At 35.3% G+C, this 19,235-nt stretch carries 17 protein-coding genes; 10 read left to right on the forward strand and 7 right to left on the reverse strand.

The features are described from left to right. Positions 1 to 134: 134 nt before the first annotated feature. The 3 genes from purL to GM418_RS03440 all read left to right on the forward strand — a co-directional run bounded on the left by purL (position 135) and on the right by GM418_RS03440 (position 5,190). Positions 135 to 3,824 carry a phosphoribosylformylglycinamidine synthase gene (gene purL / locus GM418_RS03430; RefSeq protein WP_158863171.1) on the forward strand — a complete coding sequence of 1,230 codons (3,690 nt, stop codon included), beginning with the start codon at positions 135 to 137 and terminating at the stop codon, positions 3,822 to 3,824. 171 nt (positions 3,825 to 3,995) lie between these two features. Beyond that, the gene (locus GM418_RS03435) at positions 3,996 to 4,550 is read left to right on the forward strand and encodes a flavodoxin family protein (RefSeq protein ID WP_158863173.1); all 555 of its coding nucleotides are present in this window, start codon (positions 3,996 to 3,998) and stop codon (positions 4,548 to 4,550) included. Beyond that, complete coding sequence (locus tag GM418_RS03440) at positions 4,531 to 5,190, forward strand: flavodoxin family protein (protein ID WP_158863175.1); 660 nt, start codon at positions 4,531 to 4,533, stop codon at positions 5,188 to 5,190. Before GM418_RS03435 ends, GM418_RS03440 begins: the two co-directional genes overlap by 20 nt. Positions 5,191 to 5,235: 45 nt before the next feature. On the opposite strand, the gene GM418_RS03445 is transcribed toward GM418_RS03440, so the two are convergent. From GM418_RS03445 to GM418_RS03470, 6 genes are all read right to left on the reverse strand, one after another. Then, the gene (locus GM418_RS03445) at positions 5,236 to 5,784 is read right to left on the reverse strand and encodes a DJ-1 family glyoxalase III (RefSeq protein ID WP_158863177.1); all 549 of its coding nucleotides are present in this window, start codon (positions 5,782 to 5,784) and stop codon (positions 5,236 to 5,238) included. 77 nt (positions 5,785 to 5,861) lie between these two features. Beyond that, a complete protein-coding gene (locus GM418_RS03450) occupies positions 5,862 to 6,371 on the reverse strand; it encodes an RNA polymerase sigma factor (protein WP_158863179.1) in 510 nt (169 codons plus the stop codon). Between the two features lie 471 nt (positions 6,372 to 6,842). Next, positions 6,843 to 7,796 carry a glycosyltransferase family 2 protein gene (locus GM418_RS03455; RefSeq protein ID WP_158863181.1) on the reverse strand — a complete coding sequence of 318 codons (954 nt, stop codon included), beginning with the start codon at positions 7,794 to 7,796 and terminating at the stop codon, positions 6,843 to 6,845. 154 nt (positions 7,797 to 7,950) lie between these two features. Further along, positions 7,951 to 9,072 carry a DegT/DnrJ/EryC1/StrS family aminotransferase gene (locus GM418_RS03460; protein WP_158863183.1) on the reverse strand — a complete coding sequence of 374 codons (1,122 nt, stop codon included), beginning with the start codon at positions 9,070 to 9,072 and terminating at the stop codon, positions 7,951 to 7,953. An 8-nt stretch (positions 9,073 to 9,080) separates the two neighbouring features. Continuing rightward, positions 9,081 to 9,785, reverse strand: coding sequence for a sulfotransferase (locus GM418_RS03465; protein WP_158863185.1), 705 nt, complete (start codon positions 9,783 to 9,785; stop codon positions 9,081 to 9,083). Between the two features lies 1 nt (position 9,786). After that, entirely contained in the window at positions 9,787 to 11,241 is a 1,455-nt protein-coding gene (locus GM418_RS03470) for a lipopolysaccharide biosynthesis protein (protein WP_217447697.1), read from the reverse strand. A gap of 312 nt (positions 11,242 to 11,553) precedes the next feature. Here GM418_RS03470 and GM418_RS03475 point away from each other — a divergent pair, with 312 nt between their 5' ends. The 7 genes from GM418_RS03475 (at position 11,554) to GM418_RS03505 (ending at position 17,419) form a co-directional block, all read left to right on the forward strand. After that, on the forward strand, positions 11,554 to 12,273 hold the full coding sequence (locus GM418_RS03475; protein WP_217447698.1) for a class I SAM-dependent methyltransferase: 720 nt from the start codon (positions 11,554 to 11,556) through the stop codon (positions 12,271 to 12,273). 95 nt (positions 12,274 to 12,368) lie between these two features. Then, complete coding sequence (locus GM418_RS03480) at positions 12,369 to 13,007, forward strand: acetyltransferase (RefSeq protein ID WP_158863189.1); 639 nt, start codon at positions 12,369 to 12,371, stop codon at positions 13,005 to 13,007. A 9-nt stretch (positions 13,008 to 13,016) separates the two neighbouring features. Next, on the forward strand, positions 13,017 to 13,256 hold the full coding sequence (locus tag GM418_RS03485) for an acyl carrier protein (protein ID WP_158863191.1): 240 nt from the start codon (positions 13,017 to 13,019) through the stop codon (positions 13,254 to 13,256). Then, entirely contained in the window at positions 13,240 to 14,655 is a 1,416-nt protein-coding gene (locus tag GM418_RS03490; protein WP_158863193.1) for an AMP-binding protein, read from the forward strand. Before GM418_RS03485 ends, GM418_RS03490 begins: the two co-directional genes overlap by 17 nt. Continuing rightward, positions 14,642 to 15,721, forward strand: a complete 1,080-nt coding sequence (locus tag GM418_RS03495) for a LuxE/PaaK family acyltransferase (protein ID WP_158863195.1) — start codon at positions 14,642 to 14,644, stop codon at positions 15,719 to 15,721. The genes GM418_RS03490 and GM418_RS03495 overlap by 14 nt, the downstream gene beginning before the upstream one ends. Then, on the forward strand, positions 15,711 to 16,904 hold the full coding sequence (locus tag GM418_RS03500) for an acyl-CoA reductase (protein WP_158863197.1): 1,194 nt from the start codon (positions 15,711 to 15,713) through the stop codon (positions 16,902 to 16,904). Before GM418_RS03495 ends, GM418_RS03500 begins: the two co-directional genes overlap by 11 nt. Before the next feature lie 20 nt (positions 16,905 to 16,924). Continuing rightward, a complete protein-coding gene (locus GM418_RS03505) occupies positions 16,925 to 17,419 on the forward strand; it encodes an L-2-amino-thiazoline-4-carboxylic acid hydrolase (RefSeq protein WP_158863199.1) in 495 nt (164 codons plus the stop codon). A 9-nt stretch (positions 17,420 to 17,428) separates the two neighbouring features. Here the strand turns inward: GM418_RS03505 and GM418_RS03510 are convergent, their stop codons facing one another. Then, positions 17,429 to 19,117, reverse strand: a complete 1,689-nt coding sequence (locus GM418_RS03510) for a hypothetical protein (RefSeq protein ID WP_158863201.1) — start codon at positions 19,115 to 19,117, stop codon at positions 17,429 to 17,431. Positions 19,118 to 19,235 lie beyond the last annotated feature (118 nt).

The following is a 19,235-nucleotide window of genomic DNA, read 5'->3' on the forward strand; positions in this document are numbered from 1 at the left end:
TAAAAGTATTTAACGATTTGCCTGTTGAAAACTAATCATTTTAAGAAGAAAAATTATAATTACGCCCCTCCAATTATTTTCTATCTTTGCTGCGTGTTATAAAACATGTTCCATCTCAAAATAAGTGCTGTAAAATGATTCAATTTTTCAAAACCCAAAGTAACAGTATCATAGCCGTCGATTCCAAACAGACTCTAAGTCAGCAAAATATAGAAAAACTTATCTGGCTTTTTTCTGAGGCTGAATATTTGATTGAAACAGTGTTGACTGGCTGGTTTATAGGGCCACGTAAAGAAATGCTTACTCCGTGGAGTACCAATGCTGTGGAAATTACCCAAAATATGGGAATTGAAAGCATCGTCCGCATGGAAGAATTTTTTGAAGTTGAAAATGAAAAGGCGGAATACGATCCAATGTTACAACGGATGTATCAAAACCTGACTCAGGAAATTTTTACGATAAACAAACAACCGGATCCGATTGTCAACATTGAAGACATTGCAGCGTACAATCAACAGGAAGGATTAGCCCTGAGTGATGACGAAATGGGCTACCTGAAATCTGTTTCGGAGCAAATGGGACGCCCGCTTACCGACAGCGAAGTGTATGGTTTTGCCCAGGTAAACTCGGAACATTGCAGACACAAAATTTTTAACGGAACTTTTATCATCGACGGAAAAGAAATGGAATCTTCACTTTTCCAGATGATTAAAAAGACTTCACAGGAAAATCCAAATAAAATTATTTCAGCATATAAAGATAATTGTTCGTTTGTTCAGGGCCCGGTGGTTGAACAATTCGCCCCGGCAACACAGGACAAACCTGATTTTTTTGAAGTAAAAGACATTGAAACAGTTCTTTCATTAAAAGCTGAAACACATAATTTCCCTACAACAGTTGAGCCATTTAACGGTGCTTCAACCGGAACCGGTGGTGAAATCCGCGACAGAATTGGCGGAGGAAAAGGAAGTTTGCCCATTGCCGGAACTGCGGTTTATATGACTTCTTATCCGAGAACGGAAGCACAACGCAGCTGGGAACAGGCAACCGAAGAAAGAGACTGGTTGTACCAAACTCCCGAAGAAATTTTGATAAAAGCTTCAAACGGAGCCAGCGATTTTGGAAACAAATTTGGACAGCCATTAATTAACGGTTCTCTGCTTACTTTTGAACATTTTGAACATTTCAAAAAATACGGTTACGATAAAGTAATCATGCTCGCCGGAGGTATCGGTTTTGGAAATAAAAAAGACAGCCTGAAAGACGATCCGGGTGTTGGCGACAAAGTGGTTTTGCTTGGAGGCGACAACTACCGAATTGGAATGGGCGGAGGTGCGGTTTCATCTGTAGCAACAGGTGAATTTGCCAATGCAATTGAATTAAACGCAGTGCAGCGCGCCAACCCGGAAATGCAGAAGCGTGTTTATAATGCCATTCGCGCCATGAGTGAAGCGGACGAAAATCCGGTTATTTCTATCCACGACCATGGCGCAGGCGGACACTTAAACTGTCTTTCGGAATTGGTAGAAACTACCGGCGGAAAAATTGATACCGCCAAACTTCCAGTTGGCGACCCCACGCTTTCACAAAAAGAAATTATAGGGAACGAGTCACAAGAACGAATGGGACTTGTAATGAAACCGGAAAGTGTAGAATTGCTCAAGAAAATTGCGGAACGCGAACGTGCGCCAATTTACGAAATTGGAGAAACTACCGGCGATATGCAGTTTACTTTTGAAAACTCAAAAACCGGCGAAAAACCAATAGACTGGCAGTTGGGATACATGTTTGGAAATCCGCCAAAAACAGTTTTGGAAGACACTACTGCAATTCCCGAATTTGAAGAATTAGAATACGATAACGAAGAAATAAATACACTGGTTGAAAGCGTAATTCAACTGGAATCGGTAGCTTGTAAAGACTGGTTAACCAACAAAGTCGACCGCTCGGTAACCGGACGAATTGCAAAACAACAATGTGCCGGAGAGTTACAACTTCCATTGAATAACCTTGGAGTAATCACCTTGGATTACCAGGGAAAAGCCGGAAGCGCAACTTCGTTGGGTCACGCACCGGTTGCAGGTTTGGTTGATGCTGAAAAAGGCTCTGTTCTTTCCATTGCCGAAGCGTTGACAAATATTATCTGGGCACCGATGCCCGACAAAATTCGCAGCGTTTCACTAAGTGCCAACTGGATGTGGCCGGCAAAAAATCCGGGAGAAAATGCCCGTATTTACAATGCTGTTCAGGCTGCCAGCGATTTTGCCTGTGCTTTGGGAGTAAACATCCCAACGGGAAAAGACTCCATGTCGATGACTCAGAAATACAAAGACGATGTGGTTTACGCGCCGGGAACCGTTATAATTTCAGCCTCGGGCGAAGTTACAGATGTTCGCAAAGTTGTTGAGCCGGTTTTGGTGAATGACGAATCAAAAGAAATTTTATTTATTGATTTTTCTTTTTCTGAACGTGCACTCGGAGGAAGCGCCTTTGCGCAATCGATAAACAAATTGGGAAAAACAGCTCCTGCAGTAAAAAGCCCAGAAAAATTTGTTGCCGCTTTTAATACGGTTCAAAATCTAATTGAAGCGAATTTAATTTTAGCAGGCCACGATATTGGTTCCGGTGGTTTGATTACCACATTGCTTGAAATGTGTTTCAGCAATAAAAAAGGAGGTATGAAAATCAATCTTACCGGAATTGGGGAAGAAGATTTGGCGAAAGTTCTGTTTAGCGAAAATCCGGGAATCGTAATTCAATGCACCGATGCAGAAAAAGTAAAAACTGAACTTGCAGAAAAAGGAGTTGAATTTGTCTCACTTGGATTCCCTGTTTCTTACCGAAAAATCAGGGTGGAAAACGGGGAAACAGAAGTTGATTTTGATATTGATTCTTTGCGCGATTTGTGGTTTAAAACATCCTATTTACTCGACCGCAAACAAATGCAAAAAGATTTGGCATTGGAACGTTTTAAAAACTATAAAAACTTCAACTTAGAATACGATTTTAAAGATTTTACCGGAAAAGCTGCAGATTTAGGCATCGACCTAAAACGCAGAAAACCATCGGGAATAAAAGCAGCAATTATCCGTGAAAAAGGAGTAAACGGCGACCGTGAAATGGCGTATGCAATGTATCTGGCTGGTTTGGATGTGAAAGACGTTCACATGACCGACCTTATTGCAGGACGTGAAACGCTGGAAGACATCAAGATGATTGTTTTTGTTGGCGGGTTCTCGAATTCTGATGTTTTAGGTTCGGCAAAAGGATGGGCAGGAGCTTTTAAATACAACGAAAAAGCACGAATTGCACTTGAAAAATTCTACCGCAGAGAAGACACCTTGAGTTTGGGGGTTTGCAACGGTTGCCAGGTAATGGTTGAATTGGAGCTGGTTTACCCGGAACACAGCATTCAGCCAAAAATGTTGCACAACGAATCGCATAAATTTGAGTCGTCATTCCTGAATGTAGATATTCAGGAAAACAATTCAGTAATGTTGAAAAATATGGCCGGAATGAAACTGGGAATCTGGGTGGCTCACGGCGAAGGAAAATTCTACTTACCGTTTAACGAGCAACAATACAATATTCCGGTAAAATACAGTCGCGATGCATATCCGGCCAATCCGAATGGTTCACATTATGCAGCGGCGTCACTTTGTTCCGACGATGGTCGCCACCTGGTAATGATGCCTCACCTGGAAAGGGCATTTACGCCGTGGCTTTGGGCGAATTATCCGGCCGACAGGAAAAACGACGAAATTGCTCCGTGGATTCAGGCGTTTGTGAATGCAAGAAACTGGATTGCTGAAAAAACTAAATAATTTTAAATATTTCATAACCAATCGAGAGAGCCGTTCTTTTTTAGGACGGTTCTTTTTTTGTGGGAAATATAAACTCACTAATAACTTAAAATCTTCCATTCACCGAATTTTCGTCTGTTCTAATATGAATCATCTATAATTTTGAAGAAACAATCAGCTAACAAAAAAATAATGATTCAGAAAATTACAATTGTCGATGGAAATCCCGATGTCGGCAAAAATCCATTAAACGACGCGTTGGAAAAATCTATTTCAGCGCTTAGTGAGAACAATCTGGTAAAAGTATTTCACCTTCACAAAAAAAAAGTAAAACAGTGTGTAGGCTGTTTTGATTGTTGGTGGAAAACGCCTGGAATTTGCCGTTTCGACGATGACACTGGAGATATTCTACGGTCAATCATTTCCAGTGATTTGGTTATTTATTCCACACCAATTATTATGGGAATGTATTCTGCACTTCTAAAGAAATTTCACGACAGAACAATTCCGCTGGTTCACCCATACATAAACATTGTTGAAGGGGAATGCCATCATAAAAAGCGATACTCCAATTATCCGAAAATCGGAGTTCTGGTTGAGCCAAACGATTCCAGTAAAGAGGAACTTGAACTTGTCGAAAAAATCTTTAGCCGGATTAAACTAAACTTTCATTCCGAAGTAAAATTCTTTTATCCCATTAATTCCATCAATCCAAAACAACTTAGCCATGAAATTAGCCATCTTTAACGGGTCTCCACGAGGGAACAATTCAAATACAAAAATTCTACTCTCCCACTTTCAAAAAGGTTTGGAGCGTGCTGGCGGCAGCGTAACTTCAATCGATTACCTTATTCAGGAAAAACATTTAGAAGAGCAAGTAAAACATTTCAAGGAAGCTGAAACAATCTTTCTGGCTTTCCCGCTTTATGTTGATTCTATGCCGGGAATGGTAAAACAATTTATTGAAACGATTGGGAATTTTGATGGTTCAGGAAAGAAAATACTTTTCCTTGTTCAATCAGGTTTTCCTGAAGCTGTGCATTCAATGGAAGTAAAAAATTATTTGCTTTTGCTCTCAAAAAGATGGAAAATGGAATGTTTGTGTGTAATTGTAAAACCCGGTGTGGAAGGAATTAAAATTATGCCTGAAATGATGACCAGGAAGCTATTCAAAAAAATGGAATTTATGGGAAATGAATTTGGAATGAAGAGAAAACTCGATGAAAAAGATTTAGCAAAACTCTCGGGGCCTTATAAATTTTCAAAATTCAGGCTCGGTGTTTTTGGACTGATGCAAAAAACAGGAATTTCCAATTTTTACTGGGATAAAAATCTGAAAAAAAATAATGCTTTTGAAAAGCGGTTTGATGCGCCGTATGCAAATTAAAATGCTCGTTGGGTGACTGTGAGTTACTCAATGAGTATTAATTTTCTATAGAACTATCATCTTTTTTGCGAGTTCAGCAGCAGTCTCCGCGCCTTTTAACTCTTCTACAATTTTAAGTGCAAAGTCGATAGCAACTCCGGCTCCTTTTCCTGTAATAATATTTCCGTCCACTACGGTTGGCTGTTCTGTAATTAAAGCGCCCTCCAAATTCTCTTCAAAACCGGGGTAACAGGTTGCATTTTTCCCTTCTAAAATTCCCGACAAACCAAAAACAAGCGGTGCTGCGCAAATGGCTCCCAAATGTTTGCCATTTTTATTAAACTCTAAAATCTGCTTTTTTAATCCGGAGTGATTATTCAGGTTTTTCGCCCCCGGCATCCCGCCTGGAAGAACAATCATATCGATTGAATCATAGTTTACGTTTTCAAAAAATTCATCAGCAACCACAGGAATTTTGTGCGAGCCGGTAACCGTTAAATTTCCGGTTACAGAAACCGTGGTAACCTCAAAACCTGCACGCCTCAACACATCGATAATACTTATCGCTTCAATCTCTTCAAATCCATCGGCTAAGTGCACAGCAATATTTTTCATAAAATTTACTTTTTAGCCAAAATAAAAAAAAGATCTCCAGAAACTGAAGACCTTTTTTTGATTAATACATTTTAATATCAATTATCTGAATACTCGTTCAACGACTTTTCCAATTTCTTACGCGTAAAGAAAATTCTGCTTTTTACTGTTCCCAGAGGCAAATCGAGCTTTTCAGCAATCTCTTTGTATTTGTATCCATCCAAAAACATTGTAAATGGAATTTTATACTCATCTTCCAGCGCATTAATATTCTTGTGAATTTCTTTTGTACTGTAGAAAGAATCCGGTGCCGGATAAACTTTATCTTTTGAAAACATCAAATGAAAGTCGTTATTTGAACCATCAAACGTATTTTTTGTTTTTACGTTTCTGCGATAGTCGTTAATAAACGTGTTTTTCATAATGGTGTAAATCCAGGCTTTAAAGTTCGTGTTTTGCGTAAATTTATCACGATAGGTTAAAGCTTTCAAAAAAGTCTCCTGCAGAAGATCATCAGCTCTTTCTGAATCAGAAGTTAAACTTAGTGCATAGTAATGCAATTTGTCTCTTAAACCGAGAAGTGCGTTATTAAATTGAATCTGAGTCATGGCGTGTTATTTTTAATTTGTCTAAACAAATTTAAGAAGCACGAACCAGAATTAAAAGATTTTGAACTCTTTTAGTGGTTGATTTTATCTATACCATATAAAAAATATTTATTCTTTTATGAACAAAGTTGAAATAAGCTTATCAACAACATTGCAATATTCTATGTTTAAGCTTATTACAAAAACACAAAACAAAAGTTACCCAATTTAAAAGTTCGGTCGGGATAAAAAATTCACCGGAAACACCCAAAAATCGCATGCGATTTTTTGAAAAATCTGGTTTTCTGTTCAAAAAAAAAACAAATTATACTGCGATTTTTATTTATGTTGTTCATTTGTTATGAGGGTGCCATATTTAACTGCACGGTAGGTTAGCTATGTACGAACTAACGCCAACGATTATTACAAAAAGGAAGGAAAATTTGATAACTTAAATATAGAAACAAATGTTTGTTATTCGCATAGAATAATTTACTTCTCCCGTTTTGCCATACTTAGTATTCCGGTTGAAATAACATTGTACAAATTGTGCAGAAAACCTATTGGCGACCATCTTATTGCCAACACAATATAATACACAAACGAAATAGAATAATTCTTTAACTTTCCCCAGGCAATTTCAGCAATAATTAAAGAAATAAAGCGTTTTGACTGATATCCAGTGAATTCTCTAAAAGTATTATGAATTTCAATTCTGTGTTTCAAGAATAATCTAAAAAAATCAATTCCCTGATAATTTGATGACATCCCCCCTTTTTGTTTTCTATAAACACTCATTATTTCACTCATCCCGTAAACTTTACCGCGCTGAGCAAGGGTTAAGCAAAGGACAATGTCGCCATGCAAAAAATTTGGATTGTAAATTGGAAAATATAAATCTCTTCTAAAAACAATAGATGCAGTTGGTATAATCCATTTTGCAAGAATTTCTTTTCCTGTGTATTCCCTATTTGTTATTTTTCCAAATGGTTCGTTTACATTTTTATCGTTTTTTTTGAATATTAACGCATCGTGAAAACACATTGAATATTCGTGTTTCTTTTCCAGAAAGTTTACCTGTTTTTGTAATTTTTCAGGATCAATCCAATAATCATCTCCTTCGCAAAATGCAATATATTTTCCTCTTACTTTTGGCAATACAAATGTGGCCAACAACATTCTTTCTCCATTTGACCATTGATTTGTATTTTGAATTATCAAACGAATTAATTCCGGATACTTTTTTTGATATGATTTTAAAATTTCAGTTGTCCCATCGGTTGATGCATCATCATGGATTATGATTTCAAAGTGGAAGTTGGTTTGTTGTAACAAAAATCCATCTATCGCTTGATGTATAAATTTACTATGGTTAAATGTAAAACAACATATACTTACCAATGGCGAATCAATCAGGTTGGGTATATTCGACTTTCCTTTTATCATTTAATATTTAAGTTCAGAGTTATCATTTCTAGATAACGGACAAATTATTGCAGATTTTTATTCTGGTCTTGCAATGTTTTATGCAAATCAGAATAAATTTACTCTGCGAACTGGCACAAATTAAAAAATACGTTTGGACTGAATAGCTAAAGATTTATGCATCTTTATTTTTTATGATATCTATAATTCTGTAAACACTATTTAAATCTAATTCGGAAAAAATTGGCAAACAAATTACATTTTCAGCTATTTTATCAGCCTCTGGTAAATTCGATGACCTCGCAGATTCGATTGATTTATACATTGGGAAATTACTGATTAATGGATAAAAATAACGTCGGGCGAATATATTATTTTTTTTTAGCTTTTTAAATAAATCATCACGAGTCATACCATATTCATTTTTGTTTACAAAAATCGGAAAATAGGTAAAATTGGGCTCGGTGGATGCTGTGTTAACGATAAACGATATACCTTTAATTTTTTCTAATTCTTTTTGGTAGAGTTGTGTAATTCTTTTTCTCTTTTGTATATTCTGATGAAAGTTTTTTAGTTGCAATAAGCCCAAGGCTGACTGCATTTCATTCATTTTAGAATTAAGACCTAAGGTCTTTACTTTTGTTTCGTTGAAAAAACCGTGATTTTTCAGGTAATCTATTTTCTTTTTTGTCGATGCACTATGGCTGACAATGGCACCTCCTTCCATTGTATTGAACACTTTTGTTGCATGAAAACTTAGAGCTGAAAGATCTCCATGTGTACATATATTTTTCCCATTTTGTTTTACTCCGAAAGCATGGGCAGCATCATAAATTACTTTTAATTTATATGTGTTCGCAATTTCCTGAATGCGTTCCGTCTGACATGGATTTCCATAAACGTGTACAGGTAAAATGGCAGTTGTTCTTTTTGTTATCGCCTTTTCTATTTTTTCCGAATCAATATTACATGAATTAGGTTCAATATCAACAAAAACTGGTTTGATGTTATTCCAAAGAAGACTATGTGATGTGGCAACAAAACTGTAGGGAGTTGTAATAACTTCTCCCGTAATATTTAAAGCTCTCAGCGCAACAATTAATGCCAGCGTGCCATTTGCAAACAACGAGACAAAAGGAACTTCCAGAAATTCTGCAAGCGCTTTTTCTAATTGCATGTGAAAAGGGCCATTGTTGGTAAGTATTTTATTATCCCATATTTTTTCCAGATATGGGATGAATTCCTGTAAATCAGGCAGTGCTGGTTGTGTAACGTAGATAGGTTTGTTATTATCCATATATTAAATCATGTTCTATTTTCCCACGGGAAGTGTTCTTTTTTTTTCTCAATTCCTAAAAAATTACAGAAACGACCATAGCTGTCTTTCTCCTTTAAATTAATAATCAATAAATCATTGGGTCTGTGTCGAAAATAATCCTTGATATTTTTATTATACGTTTCATAAAAATCAATCAATACATCTTTTTTGTAAGGATTATCTTTTGGAACATTTCTTAAGGACATGGAAGAATAATAAGGGAACCCTTTATAGATATAATTTGCATTTTTTAAATCCTCTGCAGTTGGAGGTACATTTCCATTTCCCCAGATCTTGCGATGAAATCTTATCAAAGAATTATACCAAGCCTCTGCATTGTCTCTAATTGTCAGAATAAATTTACTCTTGGGAAAAGCCTGATCTATTGCGATAAATGTATAAGGATAGCTAAATGGGGCATCCTGAAAGAACTGCGCAGTTTTACAATAATTAATTATACGTCTGAAATCTCTTTTTACCCAATCATCAAATAATAATTCGGCTTGCCTTTGAATACCTACAATATAGTTTTGTTGTTCCATCTCCTTTTTCAAAGAGCTTGTTCCAGTTTTGTTTAATCCAATACAGAACACTTTTTGTTTTTTCGATACCAGAATGGAATTGTAACGACTTACTACTTCGTTTTTAATGTACGTGGGTTTAATTATTTTTAATTTCTTAAGCCTTTTCATTTTATGGTCGTTTCTTTTTAGTGGTTTTGAAGTAGGAAAGAACAATCTTTTTAAATTCCAAATATACTTCTGGCCGTATAAGTTCTAATAATGAAACAGCAATAAATAAACCGGATGCCGATTGTATAATTAATTTAATGCCATAATTAAAAGGAAGAATAAGTCCAATAAAAAAAATTAAAGTGCCATTAACAAGCGAAATTAAGAAATAAGGAATTATATCCTTAATCTGCTCATTTATAGGATATCTGATAAGTTTTCCAGACCAATAGCTATTTAAATAATAACTAACCAAGCTATTAAATATCATACCTGCAATCATTACATTTATTCCCCATAGCAATCCAATAACAATTGTCGGAACTATTAATAGTCGTTTTATGATTGTTAACCGAAGAAATAAATCAGATCTCCCTTTAATATTCAACATGTTTAAATTTATAGAGTGTAAAGGGTACATCATGCCTACAAATGAAAGCATCTGCAACATAATAACTGATTTGCGCCATTTTTCTCCAATCAATGTAATTATTAAAGGCTCAGCAACTGCTGCCATTCCCAGCATTAACATAAAAGTTATAAGAACTGTAGACTTAATTATTTTTTGATAAGCTAATTTCAGTTTAACTTCATCCTCAATCTCTGCTAATACTGGGTATGTAACTCGCTGTATAACACTACTTACATCTTGCGAGGGGAGTTTATTGAACCGCTCGGCTTGAGAGTAAAAACCTAAATCAGAAGCAGAAAAATACTTACCGATAATTGCATAATATATATTTTGGGCAATATCTCGAATTATGCCAGCGATTAGCAACTTGTAACCAAAATTAAAAAGTTCGGAAAATGACTTTTTACTAAAAACCGATAGCGGTCGCCATTTATTCCAGATCCATAAAAATAGAGAATTAAAAAAACGGTTAGCTATTTGTTGAGCGACCAAACTCCAAACTCCAAAATTTTTATATGCCAATACAACAGCAATTCCACCCGATAAAACTGAAGCTATTATTGAAATCTTAGTTTGTAATTTGAAATTTATATTTTTAGTTAAAATGGTTCTCTGTATAATTGTCAAAGAATCAATAATTAAAGTAATTGACAGAACTCTGATTAAGGGTATTAACAGTGGTTCATTAAAAAAACGGCTAATTAATGGAGCGCAAGTTGCTAATAAAGCAAACATAAAAAGGCCGACTAAAAAATTGAAATAAAAAACGGTTGAAAAGTCATCTTCAGTACAACTTTTTTTCCGAATAAGTGCTTGGCTGAAACCACTATCTACAATGGAATTTGAAATGGAAATAAATATAGTAAGCATACCTACTAAACCAAATTCTTTGGGGGAAAGTAACCTGGCTAAAATAATCCCGATGATAAACGTAACGCCTAAGTTCGCCGATTTATCTATAAAACTCCAGGTTATCCCTGTAATCGTTTTTTGTTTTAAGTTCAATATGCTGTTATTATTCTTTTAATATTATACATTTTTAGTGCTTACATAAAAATTGTTTTCATTTGGCTTTAAGCAAGAGTTTTCAAATTTATTCATTTTTACTTTTTAAATAAATACTTCTGAATTGAGCGAAGCAGAAGAAAGTTTCTATATTTAAAGCGTTTTAATATAATAATAACCTTATTGATTTGGTTCTGGTAATTGGGCTCCGTAACCTTGTTGTTTAAATCCATTATGAAATGTATTATTTGTAACTCTTCGAGTAAATATTATTTTTCGAAAAAATATACTAAGGCTCCATATGCCAGGTTTATGCAGGAAATTGGAGAGGTTCATTATCACAAGTGTGAAAATTGTGGCTTTGTTTTATCAAAAACACACGCTGAGCTGGAAAAAGAAATTTGGACTCAATTGAATTCACAAGTGCATAATCACCCAATAGTTACGAACCAGCCTCCATATTTAGAACAGGCTATGATGCTTAAAATTCTTAGTACAAACAATTTGATTTGTACTAATAGTATGGTTGATTATGCATCAGGAGCGGGAATTTTAAGTAATGTTTTAAAAAAATATTTTAAAATAGATTTACCTATTTTTGATCCATATATAAAAAAAGGAAATAAAAAACGATATTTGGATGTTGGGAATCTGAAGAGTTATAAAACTGTTATTAATAGTGCCTTTTTCGAGCATGTATTAAGGAGAGATGACTTAGAGGCTGTTAACAACCTGGTAGACAAGGATGGTTGCATGGTGTTACACACAGTGGTATGTGAAAACATACCTGATAATCCGGATTGGTTTTATTTAGAGCCCCCTGTTCATAGTGCATTTCATACAAATAAAAGTATGGAGATATTAATGAAACAATGGGGGTATGCCTCATCTGTCTATAATCCGGGAAGTAAATGTTGGGTTTTGTTTAAACATGACAATTTTAGAAGTGAGATACAAAATATAAACCAGGAATTTAAAACAGATGTATTTCATTACAGTTCAGGTTTTGTTAATTATTGGAAAGGCTTTTAAAATAATGAATGAGAGTAAAGAATATAGTGTTAAAACTAAAAACATATTAAAAGTCGATATATAAATTAAAATTATAGGCTATTGGATTTTTCATCATGAAAGAACTTATTATTGTAGGCGCTGGTGGGTTAGGAAGAGAATTATTACAATGGATAAAGGCAATAAATAATATAGCCCCTAAATGGATTGTTAAAGGATTTATTAATGATATTCCAAATACACTGGATGGCTTAGGATGTACGCATAAAATATTGGGTACGATTACCAATTGGCAACCTGCACCTAACGAAGTATTCGTTTGTGCTATCGGTAATCCCAAAGAAAAGGAGAAAGTTGTGACGTTATTAAAATCCAAAGGTGCTCGTTTTGCTAACATCATTCATCCAACTGCCATTGTTGGAGAAAACAACCAAATTGGAGAGGGCTTGATAATGTACCCTTTTGCCCGAATAACGGTTAACTGCACTATAGGAAAATTTGTCACAGTTCTTTCCAGTGGAATTGGACATGATTCCACGATAGGAGATTATAGCACTATTTCTTCCGGTTGTGTTATCGCGGGGTATTCAAAAATTGGAAAGAGGGTTTATGTTGGCTCTAACGCCACCATCATACCAAAAAGAAATATTGAAGATGATGTAAATATTGGTGCAGGTAGCGTTGTAATGACAAATATTAAGAAAGAATCGAAAGTTATGGGAAATCCTGCCAGACAGTTTTTACCAAAAAATTAAAAGAAAAAAATGACGAACCGCGAAAAATATATAAAAGCATTTGAAGAAGCATTCCCGGGAATTAATAATCAAGACCTATCAAACCTGTCTTATCAAAGCATTCCCGAATGGGATTCAGTTGGTCATCTTGGTTTGGTTGTATGTATCGAAGAAACATTCAGTATTTCTTTAGATATGGATCATATTATCGAACTTAGTTCGTTTGAAAAAGGAATGGAAATATTAGCTAAATATGATCTGGAATTTTGATCGGTATAAACACCGTATCGCAATTACAGATGATACCGGTAAAAAGTATTCGTATTATCAACTTGAGAAAATAGGAAAAAGTATTGTAGCAAAAATTCCCTCAAGATCATTGGTTTTGTGTTTGTGTAAGAATTCACCGGGTTCCGTAATTGGTTATCTAAATTTCTTAAACCATGGAATTGTGCCTATTCTGGTCGATTCAAAAATTTCCGGGGAAAATGTTCTTAAATTAATTCATCAATGGAAACCAATGTTTTTGTGGGTGCCGGAAGGCTCAGCAATCCCTTTTGATTATTCTGTCGTCTTTTGTACAAATGGTTATCAGTTGGTTCAAACCAATAAAAAAAATACATGGCCACTGAATCCGTCATTGGCATTGCTCCTAAACACATCGGGTACGATGGGCACCTCAAAACTGGTTAAACTAAGTTATCAAAATATAAAATCTAATATTATTCAAATCGTAGACTCTATCCCCGTTAAGTCTGATGATGTCTCAATTAGTACTTTACCTATGTATTATAGTTTTGGATTGTCGATTATCCATACTCATATTTATAAAGGAGCATCACTTGTTATAACAGAAGAGAGCCCGGTTAGACCTGCTTTCTGGAAATTGGTTAAGGAAAATAATGTAACTACGTTAAGCGGTGTTCCGTTCCATTACCACATGTTTATGAAACTCGATTTCCGTTCAAAAAATCTCGATTCTGTTCGTACTTTCACTCAGGCAGGAGGTGCTTTATCTCATAATATGCATAAACAATTTGCCCGAAAAGCATTTGAAAACAATAAGGATTTTGTCGTAATGTATGGACAAACAGAGGCCACTGCACGAATGTCTGTTCTGCCAGGTAAATATGCGCGAGATAAAGTAGGAAGTATAGGGCTTCCGGTTCCGGGGGCAAAGATTGAGTTAAAAGATGATTCTGGTAACAAAGTGGATGAACCTTTTCAAAGAGGAGAATTGATTTATTACGGAGAAAATGTTTTTATGGGGTATGCAAATGATGGTGCTAACCTTACAACCGGAGATGAAAATAACGGTATCCTTAAAACCGGAGATTTAGGTTATATGGATGATGATGGTTATTTATATATAACAGGAAGAAAAAGTCGGTTTGCCAAGATTCATGGTATTAGAGTGAGTTTTGACGAGGTTGAAAATCTTTTAAGCTCTCGTTTTACTAATTCTGAATTCGGATGTACCGGACACGATAATAAATTGAAAGTTTCTTATACCGGAAAGCAAAATGATGAATTAATACGAAATTTCCTTTTAGAGGAGACTCAATTGCATAAATCATCTATTCTGGTACAAAAGCTAAAAGTGCTTCCCCGAAATGAAGCCGGGAAAATAATGTATCATCATTTAAATAAAACAAATGCTGAATCTTAATAAATTCATGAATATTGATGGATTCGGTTTATTGCAGGAAGAAAAGAATGCATTATTATCTGAATTCCTTCAAAATCTTACCATCTTCCATCATTCGAATTGTATTAGGTACAGGAAAATGATAGATATCCTGGAATATAATCTAGAAATACCCAATCCTTTGATTAGTGAGATTCCGTTTTTGCCTGTTTCTCTTTTTAAAAAGTTAGACCTTAAAAGTATAGACGACTCGCAGGTTTTTAAAACACTTTATTCTTCAGGAACATCCGGTCAGTCAGCATCAAAAATATTTTTAGATAAGGAGACCGCCATTTCTCAGCAAAAGGCTTTGATTAAAACGGTTACAGATTTCACCGGATTAAAAAGGACACCAATGTTGATTATCGATAGTCAGAATGTTTTGAAAAATCGTGATGCATATTCCGCCAGAGGTGCTGCAATTTTGGGTTTTTCATTGTTTGGCTCTGACCGATGTTTTGCACTTAATGACAATGAACAGTTAGATATTAAAAAGGTCCAGACATTTCTTGAAAAACACGAAGGAAAGCAAATATTTATTTTTGGATTTACATTTATGATTTGGAATTATTTTTATTTGCAGTTGAAGCAAATGAATCAACAGTTGAATCTTGCAAATGCAACGTTGATTCACGGCGGAGGTTGGAAAAGGATGCAAAATAAATCTGTTTCTAAAGCTAAGTTTAAACATGCATTAAAAGAAATTTCAGGAATTAAAAGGATTCATGATTATTATGGCATGGTTGAACAAACTGGTAGTGTTTTTCTGGAGTGCACCGGTGGTAATTTTCATGCAGGTATTTTTGGTGATGTTATTATAAGGAGACCATCTGATTTTAAAACTTGTAAGTTCGGAGAAGAGGGATTAATTCAGGTTGTTTCGGTACTGCCAAAATCATATTGCGGACATAGCTTGCTGACGGAAGATCGTGGTGTAATGCTGGGAAGCGATGATTGCTCATGTGGTCGCCCGGGAAGTTATTTCCAAGTCCGTGGCAGGGTTGAGCACACTGAATTAAGAGGATGTAGTGATACTTATGGATTATAATTTTAATAAAATAAGCTTTAATACAGGAAATGCAGAAACCTTAAGTAAGGTTTTGCAAAATAGACCATTTCCTCCGTTTTCTGATGATGTAATCGATTTTTTAGATGCCCTTCACCATCAAATTAACAAAGATGCCCGAAAAAATTTATATCCAGATTTAGCAGCTTTGGGCTTTTGGTGCAGAAAATCAAATCTATTGCTGATGAAAGAACAATATCAGGATTTGGAGCGGCGTTTGGGGCTAGGTGTTGTTTTTCATATCGCTCCTTCTAATGTTGCGCTCAACTTTGCCTGGTCTTTGGCTTCCGGGTTGTTGGCCGGGTGCATCAATATTGTAAGGTTACCGAGTAAACCCTTTGAACAGGTTGAAATCTTGTGTAAAATCATTAATTCCCTACTTTCTCAAAATTACAAGAGTGTTTCTGACCTTATTTTTCTGATAAAATATTTGAAAGAGGATAGCGATACGACAAAGTTTCTTTCTTCGATTTCTGATGCAAGAATTATTTGGGGTGGCGATAACACTATCGCGGAGGTTCGAAAATTTCAGATAGGCGTGCGTGGAATAGATATCGGATTTTCAGACCGCTATTCCTTTTGTGTTATCAATTCTGTAAAATATCTGCAGGAAAAAGACAAAATGTATATTGCTCAAAGTTTTTATAATGATGGATATACAAGTGATCAACTTGCCTGTAGCTCACCTTCCTTAATTGTCTGGACAGGAGAAAATAAAGCTCAGGCTCGGAAAGTTTTTTGGGAGAAACTTCAGAATATTGTTAAAGAAAAATATCATTTAGCTCCATCACAATCCGTTAAAAAGTTGGAAACATTTTATCTGATGGCGAGTTCTTTTGAAATAAAAAAAGTTTATAACGACGACAATAGTATTTATCGGATTGAATTGGAAAAACCTGATTCTGAAATTCTAGATCTTAGGTGTGGAAATGGTTTTTTTATTGAATATGAAGCGAATCAAATTAGTGAAATTTTGCCTTTTTGTACAAAAAAATGCCAAACCATTACTTATTTTGGTTTTGAAAAGGAGTTCTTGTTGAAGCTGATACATTCAAATCGGGTTCCTGGAGTGGATAGAATTGTTAAAATTGGAAGAGCCATGGATTTTTCACTGGTATGGGATGGAATTGATTTAATTCAGCATTTGTCGCGAAAAATTATATAAAAATAGTTTATACACAAGTTATGTCAAAAATTAAAAATACTGCGAATGTAAAAGGTGGTTTAATTGATTTAAACAGAAATCAAATAGAGCATCGTGCTGCATGGTTGGCAGCTATTTATGAAGAAGCACAGAGAGAAAACGTTGAGATTAATGAGATTATACGAAGGTCGGTTAAAAAAATTGGTCTCATGCACGGAGAGGGTTTCAAATTAAAAATACCTGCTCCTACCAATTTTGAAGATTTTAAAAGGGTATTTCTAAATGGAGTTGCTGTAAAGACTTTCGAAATGGATAAAATCAAGATAACAGGAAATGAACTTTCAGTTGAATTTAATTATTGCCCTTTAGTAAAAATGTGGCAGGAACTTGGACTCTCCGATAAACAATGCGCTAAATTATGCGATTTGGCAATGGAGGGAGATAGAGGTATTGCCGAACGTTTGGGCTTAAAACTTAAAATAGATGGTACCATTGCAGAAGGGCAGCAAAGCTGTAAAATGATATATTCTAAATAATTATCATAGTTACAGCATTATCCTAAAACCAAGCCCCAGAGAAACTCCTTTTCTATTTGGAAAAGTACGAACATAATTGAAATTTTCGCTGATAACTTCTCTTTCTCCGTCAAGCAAAACAGTATTGATCAGGAAATCATTTTTGAAGGTAGCTATCAACTGAACATTGTGCGTGATGTTTATCCCCAACCGCAATCCCGTTTCCACATAATTGGTTGAAATAATATTATCCGACTCGCTGTACGTTGCAGACTCAAATCCATATCCAACAAACGGACTCCAGTGCATAAACCGAACCGGATAAAAATCCTTACTTAATCCAATTGAACCCCGCAAAAATTCAAAATTCCTGTTTAGCTCTTCAATTTCATATGTACCATCATTAAATCCAGCCTCCAGATAAATTTTAAAGGAACTTAATCCTTGAGCACGCTTCCCCGGCTGAATTGTACCGTCGAAAAGTTTTGAGAAGTAATATTCTATCCTCCCGGAAGTATTCACAGGCCCGTAAAAACTGCGATCAAAACCAATATTTATTCCCAAATCTTTTTTTCTTTCAAGATACATTCCCGATGAAGTTGTCTTTTTCCCACCTATCTGGTAAAACTCCGATAAATCACCAACTCCGCCTCTTCCCGGCCTGTTATCAACAACCTTAACCGATTTTACAACTCCGATTTTTTCTTTCTCTACTTTTCCCGATTCATTAATTTGGTTGGTAAAAACTGAATACCGGCTATCAAATTTAAGTTCTTCGTTCACTCCCATAGAAGCAGCAACGGGCTTTGTTGACTGAATTCGGTTGTATTTATAAAAATGCTCCTCTCTTTCAATATTCAACAAAGCTTTATCCACAGCAAGATTAACCAGCTGGCCTAAAAGCCGTTTTGACAATTCAGGATCTAAGCCGGAAGATTCACTTCCCGGAGTAGTATGCAGTGTTGAAGCGACCTGGTCCGATTTCGCCTTAATTAACACAAAAGGGAAGTCGACAGTCACAAACTCCTGTTTCTTGCTTAAACTTTGCTCCGTTTCTTCCGTTATCAGGTAATTATTAAAAAAATGGGAGGCTACGAGATTGTTGAAATCAAGCTTGACTAAGTAGTAGTTAAATCCGGAAATAAAACCCTCCAAAATTCGATATTCATCTTCGATATCATTTTGACCATAATATTCCTCCATGGTTTGAATATCTTTAAAGTCGACCAAAATAATATAGGACTTGTTCACCACATCAAAACCGCTTATATCTTCTGCCCTGACTCTTTTCTTATCAGTTTGCTGCAATAACGACACAACTTCATGAATATCTAGATATTGTTTTTCCTGTATTGATTTAATATCAAAAGTACCATCAGCTTGCCGGGCAAACCAAAACGACAAAATCTGTTGTCCAAGCTTATTGTTGTTGAGTAATAAATTTAAATCCTTTTCCGAAAATAGTTCCGACTCAACATCTCCTAAAACATTTTCATCAAGAGGCTCAAGTACATTATCAGAGATTTTAATATTTAAATAGTCCCCGGAGGGTGATATTTTCTCTTCAAACTGTTTTTCCACCTCCCTGTTATTTGTTAAACCTATTATTACAAGCCCTTTGTTTTTCGGGTTTTCATTGTTATTATCTGTCTGAATATTTTGTGCATTTAATAAAAACGAACACAAAATTAAATTTATAAGGAGTAAGTAAAGTTTCATTTAAAATTTATTAATTACACACAAAAAAAGCATCCGATTTACCTATCCGGGTCAAACAATAAACAACAAAAACAAAATAATAAAGTTGTATAAATCATACCTCTAAATCTTGTCTTCA

Source organism: Maribellus comscasis, assembly GCF_009762775.1.
Taxonomy (GTDB): domain Bacteria; phylum Bacteroidota; class Bacteroidia; order Bacteroidales; family Prolixibacteraceae; genus Draconibacterium; species Draconibacterium comscasis.

What these genes read in the sequence shown, in the direction of transcription:
- GM418_RS03510 (WP_158863201.1), bottom strand. Translation starts at nt 19,117, where the DNA reads ATGAAACTTTACTTACTCCTTATAAATTTAATTTTGTGTTCGTTTTTA.
- GM418_RS03505 (WP_158863199.1), top strand. Translation starts at nt 16,925, where the DNA reads ATGTCAAAAATTAAAAATACTGCGAATGTAAAAGGTGGTTTAATTGAT.
- purL (WP_158863171.1), top strand. Translation starts at nt 135, where the DNA reads ATGATTCAATTTTTCAAAACCCAAAGTAACAGTATCATAGCCGTCGAT.
- GM418_RS03465 (WP_158863185.1), bottom strand. Translation starts at nt 9,785, where the DNA reads ATGAAAAGGCTTAAGAAATTAAAAATAATTAAACCCACGTACATTAAA.
- GM418_RS03475 (WP_217447698.1), top strand. Translation starts at nt 11,554, where the DNA reads ATGCAGGAAATTGGAGAGGTTCATTATCACAAGTGTGAAAATTGTGGC.
- GM418_RS03455 (WP_158863181.1), bottom strand. Translation starts at nt 7,796, where the DNA reads ATGATAAAAGGAAAGTCGAATATACCCAACCTGATTGATTCGCCATTG.
- GM418_RS03450 (WP_158863179.1), bottom strand. Translation starts at nt 6,371, where the DNA reads ATGACTCAGATTCAATTTAATAACGCACTTCTCGGTTTAAGAGACAAA.
- GM418_RS03435 (WP_158863173.1), top strand. Translation starts at nt 3,996, where the DNA reads ATGATTCAGAAAATTACAATTGTCGATGGAAATCCCGATGTCGGCAAA.
- GM418_RS03460 (WP_158863183.1), bottom strand. Translation starts at nt 9,072, where the DNA reads ATGGATAATAACAAACCTATCTACGTTACACAACCAGCACTGCCTGAT.
- GM418_RS03480 (WP_158863189.1), top strand. Translation starts at nt 12,369, where the DNA reads ATGAAAGAACTTATTATTGTAGGCGCTGGTGGGTTAGGAAGAGAATTA.
- GM418_RS03500 (WP_158863197.1), top strand. Translation starts at nt 15,711, where the DNA reads ATGGATTATAATTTTAATAAAATAAGCTTTAATACAGGAAATGCAGAA.
- GM418_RS03445 (WP_158863177.1), bottom strand. Translation starts at nt 5,784, where the DNA reads ATGAAAAATATTGCTGTGCACTTAGCCGATGGATTTGAAGAGATTGAA.
- GM418_RS03490 (WP_158863193.1), top strand. Translation starts at nt 13,240, where the DNA reads ATGATCTGGAATTTTGATCGGTATAAACACCGTATCGCAATTACAGAT.
- GM418_RS03495 (WP_158863195.1), top strand. Translation starts at nt 14,642, where the DNA reads ATGCTGAATCTTAATAAATTCATGAATATTGATGGATTCGGTTTATTG.
- GM418_RS03440 (WP_158863175.1), top strand. Translation starts at nt 4,531, where the DNA reads ATGAAATTAGCCATCTTTAACGGGTCTCCACGAGGGAACAATTCAAAT.
- GM418_RS03485 (WP_158863191.1), top strand. Translation starts at nt 13,017, where the DNA reads ATGACGAACCGCGAAAAATATATAAAAGCATTTGAAGAAGCATTCCCG.